This window comes from Undibacterium sp. JH2W (assembly GCF_049340425.1).
Lineage (GTDB): Bacteria > Pseudomonadota > Gammaproteobacteria > Burkholderiales > Burkholderiaceae_D > Undibacterium.
The window spans coordinates 118,782-136,689 of record NZ_JBMPOT010000007.1 but is presented as its reverse complement, the minus strand read 5'-3'; the positions used below and the strand labels follow the sequence as shown (position 1 = coordinate 136,689).

The 17,908-nt window shown below is 49.3% G+C and carries 23 protein-coding genes; 14 read left to right on the top strand and 9 right to left on the bottom strand.

What is annotated here, in order from left to right:
- Nucleotides 1-33: 33 nt before the first annotated feature.
- Nucleotides 34-291, bottom strand: coding sequence for a hypothetical protein (locus ACO0LC_RS11980; RefSeq protein ID WP_423003266.1), 258 nt, complete (start codon nucleotides 289-291; stop codon nucleotides 34-36).
- A 75-nt stretch (nucleotides 292-366) separates the two neighbouring features.
- Between ACO0LC_RS11980 and ACO0LC_RS11975 the strand changes: the two genes are divergently transcribed.
- On the top strand, nucleotides 367-1,158 hold the full coding sequence (locus ACO0LC_RS11975; RefSeq protein WP_423003264.1) for an AraC family transcriptional regulator: 792 nt from the start codon (nucleotides 367-369) through the stop codon (nucleotides 1,156-1,158).
- Nucleotides 1,159-1,189: 31 nt separating this feature from the next.
- The gene (locus tag ACO0LC_RS11970; protein ID WP_423003262.1) at nucleotides 1,190-1,666 is read left to right on the top strand and encodes an SRPBCC family protein; all 477 of its coding nucleotides are present in this window, start codon (nucleotides 1,190-1,192) and stop codon (nucleotides 1,664-1,666) included.
- On the opposite strand, the gene ACO0LC_RS11965 is transcribed toward ACO0LC_RS11970, so the two are convergent.
- Complete coding sequence (locus ACO0LC_RS11965) at nucleotides 1,661-2,743, bottom strand: hypothetical protein (RefSeq protein WP_423003260.1); 1,083 nt, start codon at nucleotides 2,741-2,743, stop codon at nucleotides 1,661-1,663. The two genes, ACO0LC_RS11970 and ACO0LC_RS11965, sit on opposite strands and share 6 nt — an antisense overlap.
- Before the next feature lie 150 nt (nucleotides 2,744-2,893).
- On the opposite strand from ACO0LC_RS11965, the gene ACO0LC_RS11960 reads away from it, so the two are divergent.
- From ACO0LC_RS11960 to ACO0LC_RS11950, 3 genes are all read left to right on the top strand, one after another.
- Nucleotides 2,894-3,604 carry a response regulator transcription factor gene (locus ACO0LC_RS11960; protein WP_423003258.1) on the top strand — a complete coding sequence of 237 codons (711 nt, stop codon included), beginning with the start codon at nucleotides 2,894-2,896 and terminating at the stop codon, nucleotides 3,602-3,604.
- Nucleotides 3,601-3,774: a hypothetical protein gene (locus ACO0LC_RS11955; protein ID WP_423003256.1), complete on the top strand. Its 174-nt coding sequence runs from the start codon at nucleotides 3,601-3,603 to the stop codon at nucleotides 3,772-3,774. The genes ACO0LC_RS11960 and ACO0LC_RS11955 overlap by 4 nt, the downstream gene beginning before the upstream one ends.
- Before the next feature lie 63 nt (nucleotides 3,775-3,837).
- Nucleotides 3,838-5,037, top strand: coding sequence for a HAMP domain-containing sensor histidine kinase (locus tag ACO0LC_RS11950; protein WP_423003254.1), 1,200 nt, complete (start codon nucleotides 3,838-3,840; stop codon nucleotides 5,035-5,037).
- A 26-nt stretch (nucleotides 5,038-5,063) separates the two neighbouring features.
- Here the strand turns inward: ACO0LC_RS11950 and ACO0LC_RS11945 are convergent, their stop codons facing one another.
- Both ACO0LC_RS11945 and ACO0LC_RS11940 read right to left on the bottom strand, forming a co-directional pair.
- Nucleotides 5,064-5,405, bottom strand: coding sequence for a hypothetical protein (locus tag ACO0LC_RS11945; protein WP_423003252.1), 342 nt, complete (start codon nucleotides 5,403-5,405; stop codon nucleotides 5,064-5,066).
- A gap of 114 nt (nucleotides 5,406-5,519) precedes the next feature.
- A complete protein-coding gene (locus ACO0LC_RS11940; RefSeq protein WP_423003250.1) occupies nucleotides 5,520-6,620 on the bottom strand; it encodes a threonine aldolase family protein in 1,101 nt (366 codons plus the stop codon).
- Between the two features lie 128 nt (nucleotides 6,621-6,748).
- Here ACO0LC_RS11940 and ACO0LC_RS11935 point away from each other — a divergent pair, with 128 nt between their 5' ends.
- The 8 genes from ACO0LC_RS11935 to ACO0LC_RS11900 all read left to right on the top strand — a co-directional run bounded on the left by ACO0LC_RS11935 (nucleotide 6,749) and on the right by ACO0LC_RS11900 (nucleotide 13,572).
- Nucleotides 6,749-8,458, top strand: coding sequence for a M14 family zinc carboxypeptidase (locus ACO0LC_RS11935; RefSeq protein ID WP_423003248.1), 1,710 nt, complete (start codon nucleotides 6,749-6,751; stop codon nucleotides 8,456-8,458).
- Between the two features lie 101 nt (nucleotides 8,459-8,559).
- Nucleotides 8,560-8,775: a hypothetical protein gene (locus ACO0LC_RS11930; RefSeq protein WP_423003246.1), complete on the top strand. Its 216-nt coding sequence runs from the start codon at nucleotides 8,560-8,562 to the stop codon at nucleotides 8,773-8,775.
- 22 nt (nucleotides 8,776-8,797) lie between these two features.
- A complete protein-coding gene (locus ACO0LC_RS11925; protein WP_423003244.1) occupies nucleotides 8,798-10,558 on the top strand; it encodes a tetratricopeptide repeat-containing diguanylate cyclase in 1,761 nt (586 codons plus the stop codon).
- Nucleotides 10,559-10,664: 106 nt separating this feature from the next.
- Entirely contained in the window at nucleotides 10,665-10,934 is a 270-nt protein-coding gene (locus ACO0LC_RS11920) for a hypothetical protein (RefSeq protein ID WP_423003242.1), read from the top strand.
- Between the two features lie 210 nt (nucleotides 10,935-11,144).
- Nucleotides 11,145-11,411, top strand: coding sequence for a hypothetical protein (locus ACO0LC_RS11915; protein ID WP_423003240.1), 267 nt, complete (start codon nucleotides 11,145-11,147; stop codon nucleotides 11,409-11,411).
- Nucleotides 11,412-11,635: 224 nt separating this feature from the next.
- Nucleotides 11,636-11,884, top strand: a complete 249-nt coding sequence (locus ACO0LC_RS11910; RefSeq protein WP_423003238.1) for a hypothetical protein — start codon at nucleotides 11,636-11,638, stop codon at nucleotides 11,882-11,884.
- Between the two features lie 141 nt (nucleotides 11,885-12,025).
- Nucleotides 12,026-12,853, top strand: a complete 828-nt coding sequence (locus tag ACO0LC_RS11905) for an SAM-dependent methyltransferase (protein WP_423003236.1) — start codon at nucleotides 12,026-12,028, stop codon at nucleotides 12,851-12,853.
- Between the two features lie 329 nt (nucleotides 12,854-13,182).
- Nucleotides 13,183-13,572 carry a hypothetical protein gene (locus ACO0LC_RS11900; protein WP_423003234.1) on the top strand — a complete coding sequence of 130 codons (390 nt, stop codon included), beginning with the start codon at nucleotides 13,183-13,185 and terminating at the stop codon, nucleotides 13,570-13,572.
- A 113-nt stretch (nucleotides 13,573-13,685) separates the two neighbouring features.
- On the opposite strand, the gene ACO0LC_RS11895 is transcribed toward ACO0LC_RS11900, so the two are convergent.
- The 5 genes from ACO0LC_RS11895 to ACO0LC_RS11875 all read right to left on the bottom strand — a co-directional run bounded on the left by ACO0LC_RS11895 (nucleotide 13,686) and on the right by ACO0LC_RS11875 (nucleotide 16,897).
- Complete coding sequence (locus ACO0LC_RS11895; RefSeq protein ID WP_423003232.1) at nucleotides 13,686-13,901, bottom strand: DUF3820 family protein; 216 nt, start codon at nucleotides 13,899-13,901, stop codon at nucleotides 13,686-13,688.
- A gap of 4 nt (nucleotides 13,902-13,905) precedes the next feature.
- Nucleotides 13,906-14,553 carry a DUF2242 domain-containing protein gene (locus tag ACO0LC_RS11890; protein WP_423003230.1) on the bottom strand — a complete coding sequence of 216 codons (648 nt, stop codon included), beginning with the start codon at nucleotides 14,551-14,553 and terminating at the stop codon, nucleotides 13,906-13,908.
- A gap of 42 nt (nucleotides 14,554-14,595) precedes the next feature.
- Complete coding sequence (locus tag ACO0LC_RS11885) at nucleotides 14,596-14,793, bottom strand: hypothetical protein (RefSeq protein ID WP_211324398.1); 198 nt, start codon at nucleotides 14,791-14,793, stop codon at nucleotides 14,596-14,598.
- 377 nt (nucleotides 14,794-15,170) lie between these two features.
- Nucleotides 15,171-15,881, bottom strand: a complete 711-nt coding sequence (gene hutC, locus ACO0LC_RS11880; protein ID WP_423003228.1) for a histidine utilization repressor — start codon at nucleotides 15,879-15,881, stop codon at nucleotides 15,171-15,173.
- An 80-nt stretch (nucleotides 15,882-15,961) separates the two neighbouring features.
- Nucleotides 15,962-16,897: a LysR family transcriptional regulator gene (locus ACO0LC_RS11875; protein ID WP_423003226.1), complete on the bottom strand. Its 936-nt coding sequence runs from the start codon at nucleotides 16,895-16,897 to the stop codon at nucleotides 15,962-15,964.
- A 150-nt stretch (nucleotides 16,898-17,047) separates the two neighbouring features.
- On the opposite strand from ACO0LC_RS11875, the gene ACO0LC_RS11870 reads away from it, so the two are divergent.
- Nucleotides 17,048-17,827, top strand: coding sequence for a 3-oxoacyl-ACP reductase family protein (locus ACO0LC_RS11870; RefSeq protein ID WP_423003224.1), 780 nt, complete (start codon nucleotides 17,048-17,050; stop codon nucleotides 17,825-17,827).
- Nucleotides 17,828-17,908: the final 81 nt, after the last annotated feature.

Below are 17,908 nucleotides of genomic sequence, written 5' to 3'. Positions count from 1 at the left end.
GCCTCATTGACGATCTGCATGGTGAGAGTCTGATTACGACTGATGTGTGGCCAGCATGTCACGCAGGCCAGGGTCTGCAATAGCGAACACATCAAATATACCCAAAGCCTTCAAGGCGGGCAGGGCTTCGACTACGGCTGCTTTTGCATCAGCGCGTTCGTCTGCAGAACTGTCTGGCTGCAGATAGGTCTTTGCATTGACCACGAAGGCAGCGACTGTGCCTTTTCTGATAGTCAGGCCGTCAATAGTGGTCGTGTTGATATGATCTGGTAGTATGTCTTCGGCTTTCATCTTGTTTCCTTGTGGGTGAATGGAGACTGAAGTTTGCGCTTCATGCCCAAAAGTCGCTTGCGATATAATGCCAACATGTGTCGAACTGAGGCCAAGTCCTTACCCCTGATAGATCCTGAGCACGCCAATGCGGATGGCGGGGCGATTGCCTACGCTGTCTCCAGCAAGGCGCACGCGAGGATGACGCCAGAACACAGCCATGCCCGCGGCCAGTTGCTGGCGGCAACGACAGGTGTGCTGGTGCTCGAAGCAGAACAGCAGCATCTGCTTGTGCCTCAGGGCTATGCCATCTGGCTGCCACCGTTTATCCCCCATGCCTTGCGTACCAGCCATTTGTTCAATGGCTGGAGTGCCTATCTCGCACCTTCTGAAAAACTGCCTGCCAAGACGCAAGTGTTTCCGGTATCTGGTTTATTGCGGGAAGCAGTTTTACGTGCGGCGAGCTGGGGTGTCAGCGATCAGTTGAATACAGCTCAAGAGCGTGTGCTGGCCGTCATTGTCGATGAAGTGGCGAGCTTGCCATCTCAGGATTTTGTACTCGCCATGCCCACCGACCGCCGCCTCGTCAAAATCGCCAGTACATTATTGGAAAATCCTGGCGACCCGCGCCCCATGCAAGAGTGGGCGACCTGGGCAGGCATTGCACCACGCAGCATGAGCCGCCATTTTGCTGACGAAACGGGCATGAGTTTTTCTGATTGGCGGCAACGCGCCAGGCTCATGCGGGCGCTGGAATTGCTGGCAGCAGGGACTGCGGTGACCAGCATTGCACTTGAACTGGGTTACGATAGTCTGAGCGCCTTTATCGCCATGTTCAAGCGGCACTTTGGTGTGCCACCGAGCCAGTTTTCGGCAGGCGATCAATGAGTTCTCTTCCATTAACATCATAAGGCAAGATATGCTGATCAAACATGAATTTGAAGTCAGGGCGAGCGCCAAGTATCTGTTTGACCTGACCCAGGATTACACGCTCAGGCAAGAATGGGATACCTTGACTACCGAGTCCTATCTGCTGAACGCAAAACAGGCCGCCGTAGGTGCGCAGGCGCGCTGCATAGACGGCAATGGCCTGGCGATGGATATAGAATATGTGTCATACAAGCCAAATGAAGTGGCCGCCGTCAAGATGGTCAGCGGCCCCTATATTTTTGACCAGTTCGCTGGCGGCTGGCATTTCAAAGCCTTGTCTGACGGGCTGACCCGTGTAAGGTTTTCCTATAACATTACGGCCAAACCTCGCTGGTTGTCATGGCTGTTGACGCCTATCTTGTGCCTGAAATTCAAACGCGAGACAGAAAAGCGCATCGTCGCACTGACAACCTATGCAGAGCGGCAATTTGCTGTCTTGCCGCCCGCGCATCCTGTTGCTTCATAAAGCATTCATGAAGGCCTTGCGTATCTGGCGACCGCATTTGACGGATTCTACATAGGCACCGGCTGCCTTGTCATGGCGCGACAGAATGCCATAGTATTTCCTGTCCGGGCTGACCCATGGGTAGAAACCCCATTTGCCCGGGCTGGAATACGCATCAATACTGCCATTGCCTTTCTCTGATTCTACCCAGTGATTGTAAGAGTAAGTCCAGGGTTCATTCATCAGCAATATGGGTGAGAACACCACCTTGCCGGGGCAGGCAGAGGGCAGGGCACAGACTGCCTCGTCACCGAGGTAGCTACCTATCACCAGTTCCTGTTTCATGATTTTTTTGAGAAATAGCGCATAGTCGGTGGCTGTACCCATCATGCCGCCTGCCATCAACGGATCAAGCGCGGCCATGTTGAAACCCTTGCTCAGGCCTATGGTGTTCTGGTATTCCGTATCCAGCTGGTTTGCCGTGAAATTACCCAGCCCCAGATCCTTGACGGCCAGCTTCTGATCATGGCCGCTGTCATAATCAAATTTGTTAATGGTGTTCTGGTTGGGCTGTTCGCTGTTGTCGCCCATGCCTGCCGAATAGCAGGCGGAGACATTTGTTGTACCGGCACAGGCGTCTTCATTAAAGCTGGTATAACCGGACACGAAGCGCAAACCATCCTTCAGGCTATTATTGCTGCGTACCTGGTTGATGCCTTTCTTTTCCAGCACATAGGCACCAAATATCCATTTCGAGGCAGAGGCAATATTGAAGTAGCTGTTTGATTTAACGCTGCCAGCGCCTTGCGAAGCAGAGACTATGGGCGCATTGTCGGTGGCATTGCCGATTTCCCAGTAAAAATCGCCTAGCTTGTCAGTGGTGCACATGGGGTCTGTGTTTGCTGCATTTTTGGCCGCAGCGATGGCAGCGGTAAGGCGGATGGTGGAATTGGCAACATTGGCCGAAACGGGTGGTATAGCACCAGTTGTAGTGCCAGGACTGCCAGGACTGCCAGGGTTACCACCGCCACAGGCACTCAGCAAACTGGCTGCAGCCGCCATAGTGGCAAGGCTCAGCACGGAAGCAGGATAGTTCATGTTATCTCCAGTAGGGATCAGATAATGGACAGACCCGCTTTTCAGATCGTGAGGTGCAGGCCCGCTGTCAGAAACTGTAAACATGAATCCTGTAATTTTGATGGAAGAGTTTCTCTTCTTCTGCAGTATGGCAAAATGAAGGAGTAAACTTTGTTACCACATGTTTCAAACTCCATGAATCCTGCCACTACCGTCCTGCTTGTAGAAGATGACCCAATGATCGCCCGTACCTTGAGCATGGGTTTGCGCTATGAGGGTTTTGAACTCAGCCATGCAGGCAGCATCGCTATTGCCATGAACTTACTGGAGCAGCAGGCGTTCGAGCTGATATTGCTGGATGTGGGCCTGCCTGATGGTGACGGCATCGGCCTGTGCAGGGCGTTGCGCGCATTGCACCCGGCAACGCCGATATTGATGCTGTCAGCCAGGACCGATGAAAGCGCCGTGGTTGCCAGCATGGAAGGCGGTGCCGACGATTACATACGCAAGCCCTGCGGACTGCGGGAACTTAGTGCACGTATGCGCCGTCTATTGGTCAAAGCCGAGGCAGCCAGGGAGCCCAGAGCCGTCATCAGCTTTGGTGATATCCAGATGGATGTGCAGCGCCGCAATGTCAGCGCCAGAGGAGTAGCGCTACAATTGGGCAAGAAAGAATATGATGTGCTGATGTTGCTGGTGCGCGCCAATGGCGATGCCATCACCCGTGAGCAGATACTGAGTCAGTTTGAGGACAGTAATATCATTTACGACCGCACCATCGATTCCCACCTTAGCCATTTGCGCCGTAAATTAAAGGACGCCGGTGCGACTGAGCGTATCGTCGCTATTTATGGCATAGGTTATAAACTGGAGCATGCATGAGTCGTTCATTATGGTTGCGTTTTTTTGCGATCAGCGTATTTTTTGCATTGCTGCTGAGTCTGTTCTATCTGCGGATGATCAGGGAAGTAACCACGCGCCCCGGGGATGAAGTACAGCGCAGCATGTATCTGTTTATCGCCCGTATCGTGGAGGGACATGATTATGCCTAGGGTCTGCGTCTTGTACAGACTTACCGTAGCGAGTCACCGGCAATCCCGCTGGAAATGTGGATAGTGAATGTAGACAATCAGATACTCGCGAGCAGCCCTGCAGATGCCGTTCCACCAGCCGCGCTTTTGCAGCGTACCAAACCAGGAGTCATCCATGAGGTAATAGCGCGTGGGCGATTTTTTTCAGGGACGGCGGCTTCTGCCATTGTGCGCCTGCAATCTGACCAGCCCAGCTATTTACTGATACATAATCCAGGTACACCTGCACGTGGCGCATTCTTTACCATGGCGACCTTGTTCGTGGTGACACTTGTTACTGCAATTTTGCTGGGCCTGTTATTACTGACCCTGTATTTGCGTGGCCGCTCGGCAGAAGCGCGGCGGGTTATTCAAGACATGGAGGCAGGTAACCTGAGCGCACGTTTCACGTCTGGCAGGCTGGATGCCATAGGCGGACTGATGCAGCATTTCAATGGCATGGCCAATGAAATTCAGCGATTGGTCATGCAATTGCAAACCATAGAAAAAACCAGACGTGAACTCTTGCAAGAGTTGGGTCATGATTTGCGCACACCATTGACCAGTTTGCGTGCGGCGATTGATACTTTATCCGTGCATGGTGAAACCATGGAGCATCAGGAGCGAGAAGAGTTTTTTGCCGTCGTCAGCAGTGAACTGGAGTATTTCACCAAGCTGATTGACGACCTGTTTTTTATCGCGAATATCGACGAGCCGCGTTACCGCAATCAGGCCACCAGCATAGATTTATGTGATTTGTTGAAGGCAGAGACCAGTCACGCATTGTATATGCAGCAGCAGGCGGAATGCCCTGTCTTCTTTGAGTTGCAGATAGACGCTGGTTGCGAACGGGCAGCTTACATTACTGGTGATGCATATCTCATCTCCAGGCTTTTGCGTAATGTGTTTGATAATGCAGCCAGATTTGCCCGGAACAAAGTTCGCATACAATTGCTGGTTGTTGAAGACGGCTGGGCACTGACCATAGCAGACGATGGCCCAGGTATGTCTGCAGATGCAATGCTCGGGTTCGGACAAAGACGCGATACGCGACAGCTATTTACTGGCTTGTCAAATAGGCTGTTAAATAAACAGGCTGGCATTTCACTGGGTTTAGGCTCGGTCATCATCAGGGCAATTGCAGAGCTGCATGGTGCCCACTATGAGGTGGATAATGGAGAAAGCAGCAGCGAATTCCCGGGGGCTCGCCTTAAGCTGGTTTTTCCAAAAGCAAGTGGTCAGTAACGGAGTACCGCTAATCATTGCCATCCTCAATACTGTTGACTAACAGTACTCTCTTTGCTTTTGCGGGGCGATTTGCTCAAGCGAGGTTTTAGCTGAGCATCGGTAATCTTGAAGGTCTCTCTTCTATCCCCCATCAAAGCGCGCAATTCCTTGATGCTGAGATCACTGATTTCATGCATGGTAATCATCAGCGATGGCCCTATAGGCAAGCGCAGGTGACGGATTTTACTGATCACTGGCGGTGCCACGTCCAACATTTTGGCCAGCGCAGCATCATTTTTAAGATGCAGGCGCTTGATCAGGGTATCAAATAGGCGATTGGGGTCATACTTGATTTTATCCGACTGTAGATTGAGCAGGTTTATCATTATTCCTCCTTAAGTTTTCTTAATTCATGAAGCAAGTTCAGCCAGCTTAATGAATTGAGAAAATTTTGTATGTGCGATAACTCACATAAGAGAAGGATTGAAGCCAGTCAGACTTTAAGCATGATCCTGCAAGGCCGCGGCCAGCAGCTGCAGGGCTAGCCTGACGGTATTGTCTTCCAGCGTCAGCAAATTGCCCCCTACATACCACTCAAACATGCACTGGCCCGGCAAGGCTGTGTGTACCGCATTATTGAACAGCCATATCCCATGCTCTTGCGCGATACGGTTGCGGATGGCAATGGCTTTCTCCTTGTCGACAGGCAGGTGCAGATGCAACATATTGCATTGTGGTGTGGCCGGATTAAGCTTGAGCTGCGGATAGGCGCGCAATTCTTCATATAGCCATTGCGTGCGTGCAAAACAGGCGGGCAGGGCAGCCAGCCTGGCATCAAACTGCATGGCGGCTGCCACCACATAGGGGCTACGGCGAAATACACTGCCACCTTGCCTGTGCATCCACACCCTTGCCTTGGCAAGGAAATCAGAGCTGCCCAATAACATGGCGCCACCCAGGCCACCTATGCCTTTGTAGAAGGAGACATAGGCAGTATCAAAGCCTGCGGCCACTTCTGCCAGGCTGCGGCCATAACCAGCAGCGGCTTCCCATAGTCGTGCGCCATCCATGTGCAGGTGGATATCTTGCTCCCGGCAATAGGTCTTGATGTCGTCCAGTTCTTCCCATGCAGGCAATTGCCCGCCTATCTCACGCATAGGCAATTCATACTGGGCTGCAGCGATTTTTTCCGGCTGGGCCTGCAAGTCTTTCTTGGTCCACGGACGATGTGGATTGCCAATTTGCAAGGCCTGGAAATGTTGCAGCAACTGATAATTGCTGCGTTCATGTACAAGTATGTGGGAACTGGCATGCAGGGCCACCAGTGAGCTGCCCCTTTCTTCACAGGCTAGGCGTAGTGCCGTGACCTGGGTCAGGGTGCCAGTGATGCAGAACAAGCCCGCTTCCATGCCCAGCAAGGCAGCGACTTTTTTTTCAAAGTCTTGTACCAGTTCACCTTCGCCATAAGTGTCATGCTGTACCTGATGCTCCTCGCACCAAGTGGCCATCTGCGCAAAGCTCTGTGCCGGTGTAATGGCTCTGTGGCCAGGCAGGTGGATAGGGCAACTCAGGCGCAGTGCGCTTATTTCTGCATCAGTCAAGAGAATCTCCAGCGGTTTATAGGAAGATAAAGCTCAATTTGTTTCAATCAAGCACCAGTATGCCATGCCAGTTTGCTGACTTGTAAGCTAGAATTACGGAATATATTTACTAAACACTGGTGTACCGCATGTCATCACATACAGCCAATACTGCCAGCTTCATTACACCCTATGAAGCTGGTAACCAAAACCAGACAACAACCTGGGAATCCTGCACACAGTTTTATCAGGAACTCGCGACGCAGTTTCCGGCTGTCTTGCAGTTTGGCCAGATCGGTGTTTCTGACAATGGCAAGCCCATCCATGCTGGTATCGTCACGGCTGACGGTGTGTTTGACCGCGCCCGTATCAAGCAAGAGCAACGCCCCATTTTTTTCAACAACAATGGCATACACCCTGGCGAACCGGACGGCATAGATAGCTGCATGGCCCTGGTGCGCGACTTTTGCGTTGAGCCTGAACGCCTTGCTGCGCTGGGCAAGACAGTGTTCCTGTTTATCCCTGTCTATAACGTCGATGGTTGCCTGAACCGCCAAAATACTTCACGTGTGAATCAGGATGGTCCTGAGCAATTCGGCTTTCGTGGCAATGGCCTGCACCTTGATCTGAATCGTGATTTCATCAAATGCGATAGTGAAAACGCCCAGGTCTTCAACCGCTTTTTTAGCGAATGGAGCCCGGATGTCATGGTCGACACCCATACCTCGAATGGTGCGGACTACCACTACACCATGACACTGATACAAACCCAGGCCGACAAGCTAGGCTATGGACTAGGCCCATTCTTGCGCAATACCATGTTGCCCGCCATCTATGCAGAAATGCAGGAACGTGGCTGGCCAACTTGCCCCTATGTGAACCCGGTCAAGGACAGCCCTGACCATGGCATAGAAGATTTCCTGGAAACCCCGCGTTTTTCTACCGGTTATGCAGCTCTGCATCACACCATAGGTTTCATGCCCGAAACGCATATGCTGAAACCCTATGCCGACCGTTATGCCTCCATGCGTGCGCTGGTGGAAACGGTGCTGGCATTCACGGTGGCCAATGCAGCGCAAATACAGGCTTTGCGCGCCCAGGCTCGCCTGGTTGCCAGCCAGCCCCAGCAAGTGGCCGTACATTGGGTGGCCGATCATAAGCAGGCTTCCAGCTTCCTCTTCAAGGGTTACCAAGCTGTGTACAGCCCCAGCGTGCTGGGTAATTACACCCGCCTGTCCTATGATCGTAGCCAGCCCTGGGAAAAACCGATTGCCTATTACGACCACTTTATTGCTGATATCCAGGTCACACAACCCAAGGCTTATCTGATCCCCCAGGCCTGGCGCGCTGTCATAGAACGCCTGCAATGGAATGGCGTGCAAATGCAAAGGCTGGAAGCCGATACCAGCATGCAGGCTGAGGTATATCGCATACAGTCTGTGCAATCGCGCCCTCATGCCTATGAAGGTCATATGTTCCACGACGCTGTGCAATTGCAGGCTTTTGGCGACCATATCACGGCTCACGCTGGTGATTATCTGGTCACACTGGACCAGCCGCAGGCCCGCTATATCGTTGAAACTCTGGAGCCGCAAGCGCACGACAGCTACTTCCGCTGGGGCTTCTTTAATAGTGTATTGGAAAAGAAAGAAGCATATTCAGATTACGTATTTGAGGACACCGCCACCGACATTTTGAATACCGAACCAGAAGTAAAACAGGCTTTCGAGCAATGGAAGCAAGCACACCCGGAGTTACTCAGCAATCAGCAAGCCGTACTGGACTTCATTTTCAGTCTATGCGCCAGATTCAAAGAACCAGAATGGCGCCGTTACCCAGTGTTGCGAATAATGCATTGATTTTTTGAAAATTGTTACAAGTTTTTACAGAATCATAATAGAATCCCTCCCGGGATTCCCCCTGTTTTATTACCTGAGAAATAACTGAAAGGTCATACACTATGTCTAAATTGCTTGAGTATTTGAATACACTGGATAAAGACGCGGACGCACGCGAAGCGCATATTAAAGATCCAGCAGGATCAATGACAAACTTTGGTTTAACTGATAAAGAGCAAGCCGCCGTACACGTAGGCAGTAAACAAGCCGTTGCAGATGTGTTAGGTCTTGAGGTGGACGATTTGCCTGCACTTGACTCTTTAGTTGGCACATATTAAGTAATTATTTTCGGCACAAGCAATGAACTTGGTTAAGTTAGCTTTTTTTCTTGCGTCCTTTTTGCTTGTCGCCGGAAATGTTTACTCTGTTGATGCCGGTTCGGCTAAGGATGATTCTAGAGTCGAAGAACTGCTGAAGCGGACAATACAGGAAATTCGGTCTTCGCCAGAAAAAGCGGCAACAACGATCGATCAGTTAAATGCGATAAAAGATCAACTCACAGATACTCAACGAACAAAATTTTATTTGTTTAGTGCTGCAAATTTAGGGTTTCGAGGGCGCCATAAAGAACGTGTGGAGTTAGTCCAATCAGTATTGGATCAAGTGCAAGATCCTTATTATAGGGTGAAGTTGCTATATCAGATGTCATCTGGATTTACTAATTTAGGTGAATATGAAAAAGCTCTTCAAGCAATGAATCAAAGCGTTCTACTCTTGCCAAAATTGATTGATGAAGATGCTAAATCTGATGTCTTGCAAGCAGCAATTTCCGTACTGAATTCTTTGCATGCTTATGATGAAGCCTTGCTTTTTGCAGATAGGATGCTAGCGCTTGATACCGGAAAAGAAAAAAGTGATTTGAAATGCATGGCATTAGGAAATCAAGTTGAAATCAATTTTTTGCGTGGTGAACGTCAGCGTGCAAGATCGATTCTTCCTGAGGCAATACAAACATGTAATTCCCAGAGAGGAAAGATCATATCTCTGTTGTTGAATGCGCTAGCTTGCATAGACTTAATTGATTCTGGGAACTATTTGCAAGGAAAAGGAGCTGCTCTGCAGACGTTGCAAGAATTTTCAAAATTGAATCAAAGCTCTGATTATGGAACCCAACTTGAAGAGGCATTGGCCCGTGCATATCTTAATACTGGAAATTTAGAACAGGCCGAACGCTATGGATTGCAGTCTTATCAAAGAGCTAAAGATGGGAATGCAGTCCTTATAATGGAAAAAACAGCTGAAACTATGGCCAGCATTAAGCGTGCGCAAGGACAATATGCTAGTTCCATAGAATATTATGAGGCGGCGTTGGTCCTCAAAAATAGAGTGCTGGATGATCAGCTACATAAAAATCTGGCATTTCAGCGTGTTAAGTTTGATACTCAGGATAAAGCGAATCAACTGAATCTACTTGAGCAAAAAAATAAAATTCTGGCCGTTGAACGCGAACTGGAAAAAAAGAATAATCAGAATCTATGGCTACTCATTTCTTTAGTGGTAGTTATTCTGATCATCTTAAGTTTTTGGTTGCTTAAAACCTTGCAACAAAAAAACCAGTTCCGCCAATTTTCCCAGACAGACGGGCTTACTCAAGCTGCGAATCGCATGCATTTCATTAGCTTTGCGAATGAGGCATTCAAAATGCGTACAGGCAGCGTCAGCGTTATCCTGTTTGATATGGATTTGTTCAAGAATATCAATGACACTCATGGTCATGCCACGGGTGATTGGGTGTTGAAAAGTGTCAGTGAAACTGTCAAAACGCATTTGCGCAAAGTTGACTTGTTTGGGCGCTTGGGTGGAGAAGAATTTGGTATTTGCATGCCAGACTCCAGTCAGGCTTCGGCCCTGCAATTGGCAGAGCGTTGCCGTATGGCAATTGCAATGATAGACACCGAGCCTAGTGGCCATATTTTTTCTTTGTCTGCCAGTTTTGGTGTGGCAACCGTAGATGGCAATGGGCTACGCAGTTTTGATGAAACTCTTGAAGCAGCCGACAAAGCCTTGTACAGGTCCAAGGCCGAAGGCCGGAACTGTGTCAATGTCTACAGGCAAGCCTGATCTACTTAGTCTTTCAATAATTGTTGAAATATATTTCAATTTTCTTAATATGTTTGCGTAAATCACCCTTGGTATTACCCACTAGATTACCAACCAAGGAGAAAGTATGTCCAAGCTATTAGATTATCTGAATGCGCTCGACACCAATGCTGTCCTTATTCATGCGCATAAAAACGATCCACTCAAAGCAGCCAGGGAATTTGGTTTATCTTCAGATGAACAATTGGCTTTAGTTCAACAGGATAAGCAAAGAATTGCAGCATTCCTCGACATACCTTTCCGTGACTTTGATGCGCTTGACACTTTGGTTACCCATTTTTGTATTGGGGTCAAAAAAAGGTTAGTAGATGCATGCGAGGCAGAACTTGTTGCTTGAATTAAAATTTAGATGTTGATTTTTCAAATTTGGGCCGTGTTACAGTTATGTGACGTGGCTCATTTAATAATGACTGTGAGTGATAAAGCTTTGAAGTAAGCTGGCATCGAAATCTAGGACTTATTGAAAATATACTTTCCATTGCCTTAAAATTAAGCATAAAATCTTAGGAGGCATTAACCCCACGTTTTGCAAACCAAGGAGATATGTATGTCCAGGTTGTTAGATTTCTTAAATGCACTTGACACCAATGCAAGCCTTATTCAGACACATAAAAGTGATCCACTAAAAGCTGCCCGTGATTTTGGTTTGTCAGATGACGAGCAATTAGTAATGACTACACGCGATAAACAACAGATCGCCGCCTTTCTTGATATCCCATTCAGAGATTTTGATGCCATCGACTCTGTAGAAACTTATTTTGGCCCAGCGGTGAAAAAAGAAGCTACTGATGCTGACTTGGAAGTTGTTGCCTGAGTCAAAATTACCAGTCTAAACACAGACATGATGGGCCGGGTCGCAGCCATGTGACCCGGCTCTTTTTGATGATGGCTGGAGAGTTGTATGTTGAAGGCATGTATCTTTCAAATAAGCCTGCTTTAAAAGTTAGACTTGTCGAAAATATATTTCCATTGTCTTAAGATTAAGCATAAAATCATTAGCGACATTACCCCTAAGTTTTGCAAACCAAGGAGATCAGCATGTCCAAGCTCTTAGATTATCTGAATGCACTCGACACCAATGCAGTTCTTATTCAGGCACATAAAAATGACCCCGAGCAAGCTGCACGGGATTTTGGCTTATCTGTAGATGAACAAATTGTTTTGTTGCGTGAGGACAGGAGTGAAATTTCAGCTTTTCTGGATATTCCATTCCGCGATTTTGATGCACTTGATTCTATCGTGACGCGATTTGATCACGAAGATAATTACGTATCTTATGAAACGTAAGTTGCTCTTGCTACATAGGCTTGCTTTCTTTGGTAGATTTCTATTTTTTGCTTTTCATGGGTAGAACCTGGTGAGGTCTTTCATCATGGTTCTGCTCAGTTGAGTTTTTCAATTTTCTTTAATATTCAATTTTAAAAATCTATGACAATTCAAAAACAAGGTTCACTGGTCTGTGTTGGTACTGGCATGCGTATGGCGGGCCAATTGACGCCGATTGCGCAAAGTTATATGGAATCTTTCGATATCGTCATTGCAGCAGTGCCCAATATTTTTACGCGTAAATGGCTGCAGGGTGTGGCCAAGGAATATGTCTGTCTCAATGATCATTATGACGACACCAAGGTGGATGGCAAGACCAGGCGTGACACCTACAGGCGTATGGCCGATACTATTTTGAAAGAAGTGCGCGCTGGCAAAAAGGTATGCGCGGCTTTTTATGGTCACCCTGGCATATTTGCCTGCATCTCGCATATGGCTATTGCCGAGGCGCGAGAAGAGGGCTATGAGGCGCATATGGAGCCGGGTATTTCTGCACTGGATTGCCTGGTCGCTGATTTGGGTATAGATCCAGGCAGTTATGGCATGCAGTCAATGGAATCGACACAATTCATGATTTACAAGCGTACTCTGGACCCAACGGCCTTGCTGGTGTTGTGGCAGGTGGGTATAGCAGGTGACCTGACCTTGAAGCGCTTTGATACAGAGCCAGCACATTTGCAAATCCTGGTGAATAAGCTGGCGCAGTATTATCCGCTGGATCATGAAGTTATTTTGTATGAAGCAGCCACCGACCCATTGGAAAAAACACGCATAGACAAGTTGCCTCTGGGTGATTTACCCAAGATGAATTACAGGCAAATCACGACGCTGGTAATACCACCGGCGAAAACCCTGGAAAAAGACCAGGCGATTATTGATGAACTCAATGCCCTTGCCGCCTTGAGGGCGCAGGTTCAGCAAGCGGCTTGATAGCTCACGCTGACTGGCAAGGATGTGACCAGTCATAATGTGAGGAAACTTGCACCTTAAAAAGTCTTTCACTGCGGGCGCTGATGGCGTCATCTGTGAAGGGCTTTTTATTGTGGCTCAATATCCCAAAGGCATGCAAAGGTATGCTAAATCAGACATACCAGTGACAAAAGTGTCTAAATGTACTTAAATAGCTAATTTGAAAATACATTTGCTATTGCTGGCAGGTTACAAATATCTGCTTTCAATTTGATTTACACTTATTTAGAATTGGTCGCGTGAGACAAAATGGTTTGTCAACATGTTGGGGGATACTGATGAAAAAAATGATGAAAAACACTTTGTTAGGGCTGGCTTTGGTCGGTGGCATGTCGGTGGCCTTTGCTGAAGGCGTGGACACCTCGGTTGACGGCATTTTCAATGCCCTGACAACGACGAGCAATTTGCAAGCCACTGTGGATAGTCTGGTTGCCAGTGGTGCCAATCCACAATCCATCGTTTCTGTGGCTGCTGCTGCTGGCATACCGCTGGATACTGTCAAGGATTTGCAGGTTTGTGTGAATTCTTCTGCACCTGATGCAACAGTATTGAGCGCTTCCTGCATGAGGCAGCGTAGTCTGGTGACTGCCTATGCAGCAGGTGTGAATGACCCTATGAAGTACTTGCCAGCAACTGCGGCAGGCAAGCGTCAAAGCAAAGATAACAGCAAAACCAACTAGTAAGATTGTAGTAGGGTTTTGCCATTGAAAAAGGCGGGCATGTAACATGTCCGTCTTTTGTCGTTCTGGCTTGGTAATGTCAGGCTTGCCTTCGCCACCCTGATTTGTATTGCTTATGCTTTCTTCCTGAGCGGGGCCAGCAATTCGCCGAGATTATTGTGATCAATCTCATACATCAGTTCCAGCAGGCGACCAATTTCACCTTTTGGGAATCCTTCCCGTGCAAACCAGCCCAGATAATTGCCAGGCAAGTCAGCGATGACAGTATCTTTATATTTACCGTAGGGCATTTTAAAACTCAGCAGTCTTTGCAGATCATCGGCTTGCATGGTGTTAATCCTCTGACTTTTTACCGGATTCTGCGGGTGGTGTGCTGCTTGCTGTCTGGCTTGCGCTCGCCGGTGATGCAGGGGGCGCTGCCACGGTTTTCTTTTCTTCCTCGGTTTCCTGGATATAGGGCACGCTATCCAGATAACGGTCCAGCAATTCAAAGAATTGCTCATAGAACTGGCCGGTAGGTATGGTTTCGCTGGCGACTTTGACCAGGGCGTCATCGGTAGAGCCAAAGGGCAGGGAGACAGAGCCTATGGCGCTGACACCGATGCTGGCGGAAGTATTACTCTTTTTCAGCGAATAGCGGTCACGCACGGCATTGGCAAAGACGGTGGTGCTGTTGCTGCCCTTGCTGTCGGCCACGCAGACGACGTTGAATTCTATTTCTGCATGGATGTCGGCTTCTGGCTGGTATTTCCTGCGGCCTTTGAGGACTGAGGGTTTCCAGTCGCTGATGACATAACCCTGGCTCAGCAGGGCGCGGCGCGCAGCTTCGCAGGCACTTTTTTCAGTGCCGGGGAAACTACGGGTAAATACGCCGGTAGCACCAAATTCTTCATGCTGCAAGCCAGCGTGCTTGGTAGTAGTGCAGGCGCTTAACAAAGCCAGGGTGAAGGCGAGTGGTACAAATAATTTGCGGTGAATCATTTTTATTTCAATATGCTGGTCGAGGTGAGCTTGTGCGGGCATTCAAGCCAGCGCTTCTTTGGCCGCCTCTTCTGGTGTTAATCCATCAAAAAACAGATCAGTGAACCATTCTATCTGCTCCTCTATATGGTCTTGCGCCTGGTTGACGGTAGCACCGCCAGCAACGAGGAAGCCTTCTACTTCAGTGCACCAGGCAATCAACGCCTCGGTTTCTGGATCCAGTTCATTCTTTTTTGCCATGATGTTTCTTTCTTGCTTATAGGTGCTTATAGGAGTCTAGGCCGTATTTTAACTTGCCAGCACTATGGAGGTGTGACGGCTGCATTAAATACCAGCTAGCAGGTGCCAGATTGTTAAGATATAACGCGGTGATGGGTGATTTGGGTGACAGAAACACGAAATATAAAAACTGGACAGATCAAAGCAGAGAAAGGATGGTCTTAGCAAAAACATGTAGGAGCGGCTTTAGCCGCGAATGTTTAAAAAACAAGAATCACCGACACGGCCAGACCTTCGCGGCTGAAGCCGCTCCTACGACATTTTCATGCGCCATAAATTCAAAAGAATTTCTCTCTACCCTCTGTGTCTCTGTGCCTCTGTGTTGAGAGGTCTTGAATTTAAAAACTTCCGGCAAACTGATAACGCTTACCCGGATGCCACATGGTCACGCTGGTGGCGATCATGTCGCGGGAACGTGTGGTTCTGTGTAAGACCAGGCAGGCTTCCTTGGCTGAGATATGCAGCATCTCGGCGATCTGCCTGGGGGGCAGCACGGCTTCTATGCTGTAATCAACGCCTTGCAAGGGGGCGACTGCCACCAGGTATTCATTCGGTGTCATGGTGCTGAAGTCTTGTTGCAGATATTCTGGCGTCACGCTGGAATTGACCCAGCGGTCTTCCACCTGTATTGCCACTTCGTTTTCAAAGTGGACAATGACGGAATGAAATAAAGAATGACCAGGCTGTACCTGGAATTCTGCTGCCAGTTGCTCGGTTGCGACTTCTGCCTTCAGTTCATGTAATTCACTGCGGTGGTCATGGCCGCGTGAACGGATTTCTTCAGCGATACTTTTGATCGCTACCAGCGTTGCCTGGTATTTTTGTTGCGCCACATAGGTGCCGGAGCCTTGTATGCGTGTCAGGATTTGTTCACTGGTCAGTTCGCGCACGGCGCGGTTGACTGTCATGCGCGAGACACCAAACTGGCTGGCCAGCGCAGTTTCGGCAGGGATGGCATCACCTTCTTTCCATTTGCCTGACTGGATTTCCTGGAGCAGGGTATCTTTGATGACTTGAAAAGCAGGAATTTCTGGCTTGCTGGGTTTCACAGGATAGGTGACATGGAAGTAATGGGTGCCTGCATTTTCTCATAGCAAGTCAGCGATAGCGAATATATTGACCAGCACTGTCATTTTTTGCGCGGCAGGGCAGAAAATTTGCTGGCAATATCGAGTTCACGGAAGCGCATAAGGATGAAATCAACAAACAGCCTGGTCTTGGCAGGCATGAGTTTGCTGCTGGCATAGTAGAGTGAAATCGCGCCTATATCTGCATGCCAACTGGGTAGCAAGCGTAGTAACGCACCGCTTTCCAGATAAGGTAGGGCATGTAGCCTCGGCACCATGGCCACACCCAAATCCAGCAAGGCAGCATGGCACATGGCTTCGGGGTCATCCATGATGATGCGGGTCTTGAGTTCCATATGGGCTTCTTCACCCGCAGCATTGCGCAGCGTCCACGAGCGCAACCTGCCGCTTTGTGGTGAGCGGCGTATGATGCCATCCAGATCTGCCAGGTCGGCGGGACTGCGCGGCATCTTGTGTGCAGCAATGTAGGCAGGCGAGGCCACCGGTATCACATGGGCACGCCCGATCTCACGGGCAATCACCCCCGGCACCAGCTCTATGCCGCCGCCGATGGCGACGTCAAAGCCCTCCGCAATCAGGTCTACGCTGCGGTTGTCAAAATGCAGGTCGGGAATGACATCGGGGTAAGTGCTAATAAAATCATTCACCGCTGGTAAAACATAATCACGCCCAAAGGCCAGTGCCAGACTGATCTTTAATGCACCAGCGGGTTTGCCTGCAACGTTTTCCACATTTGCCAGCGCGGCCTGTATGCTGTCCAGCCCGCCACTGACCTGGGCCAGAAATACTTCTCCGGCCTCAGTCAGCATCAGGCTGCGTGTGCTGCGCTGGAACAGACGTATCCCCAGACGTGACTCCAGCTTGGCGACATTTTTGCTGACAGCTGCCGGTGTCAAGCCCAGATTGCGCGCTGCCTGCGAAAAACTGCCTGCTTCTGCACTGCGTACGAAAGATTCTATGCTTGCCAGCGTTTCCATGATTTCTCCTTATTTTTCCTGATTACTTTCAACCTTTGGTTGAAAGTAATGTAATCGATTATGGACTATTTGTAATTAGTTTTAAAGCGCAAAATAGCCTCATCCAATCAGGGATTACAGAAATTCAACCGAAGCAAACAGGAGAACGACATGACACAAGCATTCAACACACAACAAGCAAACACATCCAAAGCAAACCTGGCCGGTAAAACAGCCCTGGTCACTGGCGGTTCACGCGGCATAGGTGCAGCGATTGCCCGCAAGCTAGTGACTGACGGAGCTGCCGTTGCCATCACTTATTCCAGCAGTGCGCAGCAGGCAGAACAACTGGTTGCAGAGATACGTTCAGCCGGTGGCAAGGCGCTGGCTATTCGTGCTGATGCGCAAGATGCCGGTGCCGTCAGGCAGGCTGTTGCAAGAACAGTGGCAGAATTTGGCAGCCTTGATATTCTGGTCAACAATGCAGGCGCGCTGGTCGCTGGTGGTATTGCTGATATCAGCATGGAAGACTATCAACACCTGATTGCCGTGAACGTGACTGGCGTGTTTGTTGCCTCGCAAGAAGCGCAGCGCCATATGAAAGAGGGTGGCCGCATCATCAACATAGGTAGCGTCAATAGTGATTATGTGCCCGTACCTGGCCTGTCGCTGTACGCCTTGACCAAAGGTGCAGTAGCCTCATTCACCCGCGGCCTGGCACGCGATCTGGGCGCTCGTGGTATCACCGTCAATAATGTACAGCCTGGCCCGGTTGATACTGAAATGAATCCCGCCAACGGTGCTTTTGCCGACACCATGCGTAGCTACATGGCGACCGGCAAATACGGTACAGGTACACAGATCGCCAGCCTGGTTGCTTACCTGGCGAGTGAAGATGCGGCATTTATTACTGGTGCCAATCTCAAGGCTGATGGTGGCTTTGATGCCTGATATGGACAGATAAAAATGCATGAATCAAGGAGCCGGATTGCCTGCAGGTTTGTGCAGCGCAGCCCGGCTTTTTTTGTGTGA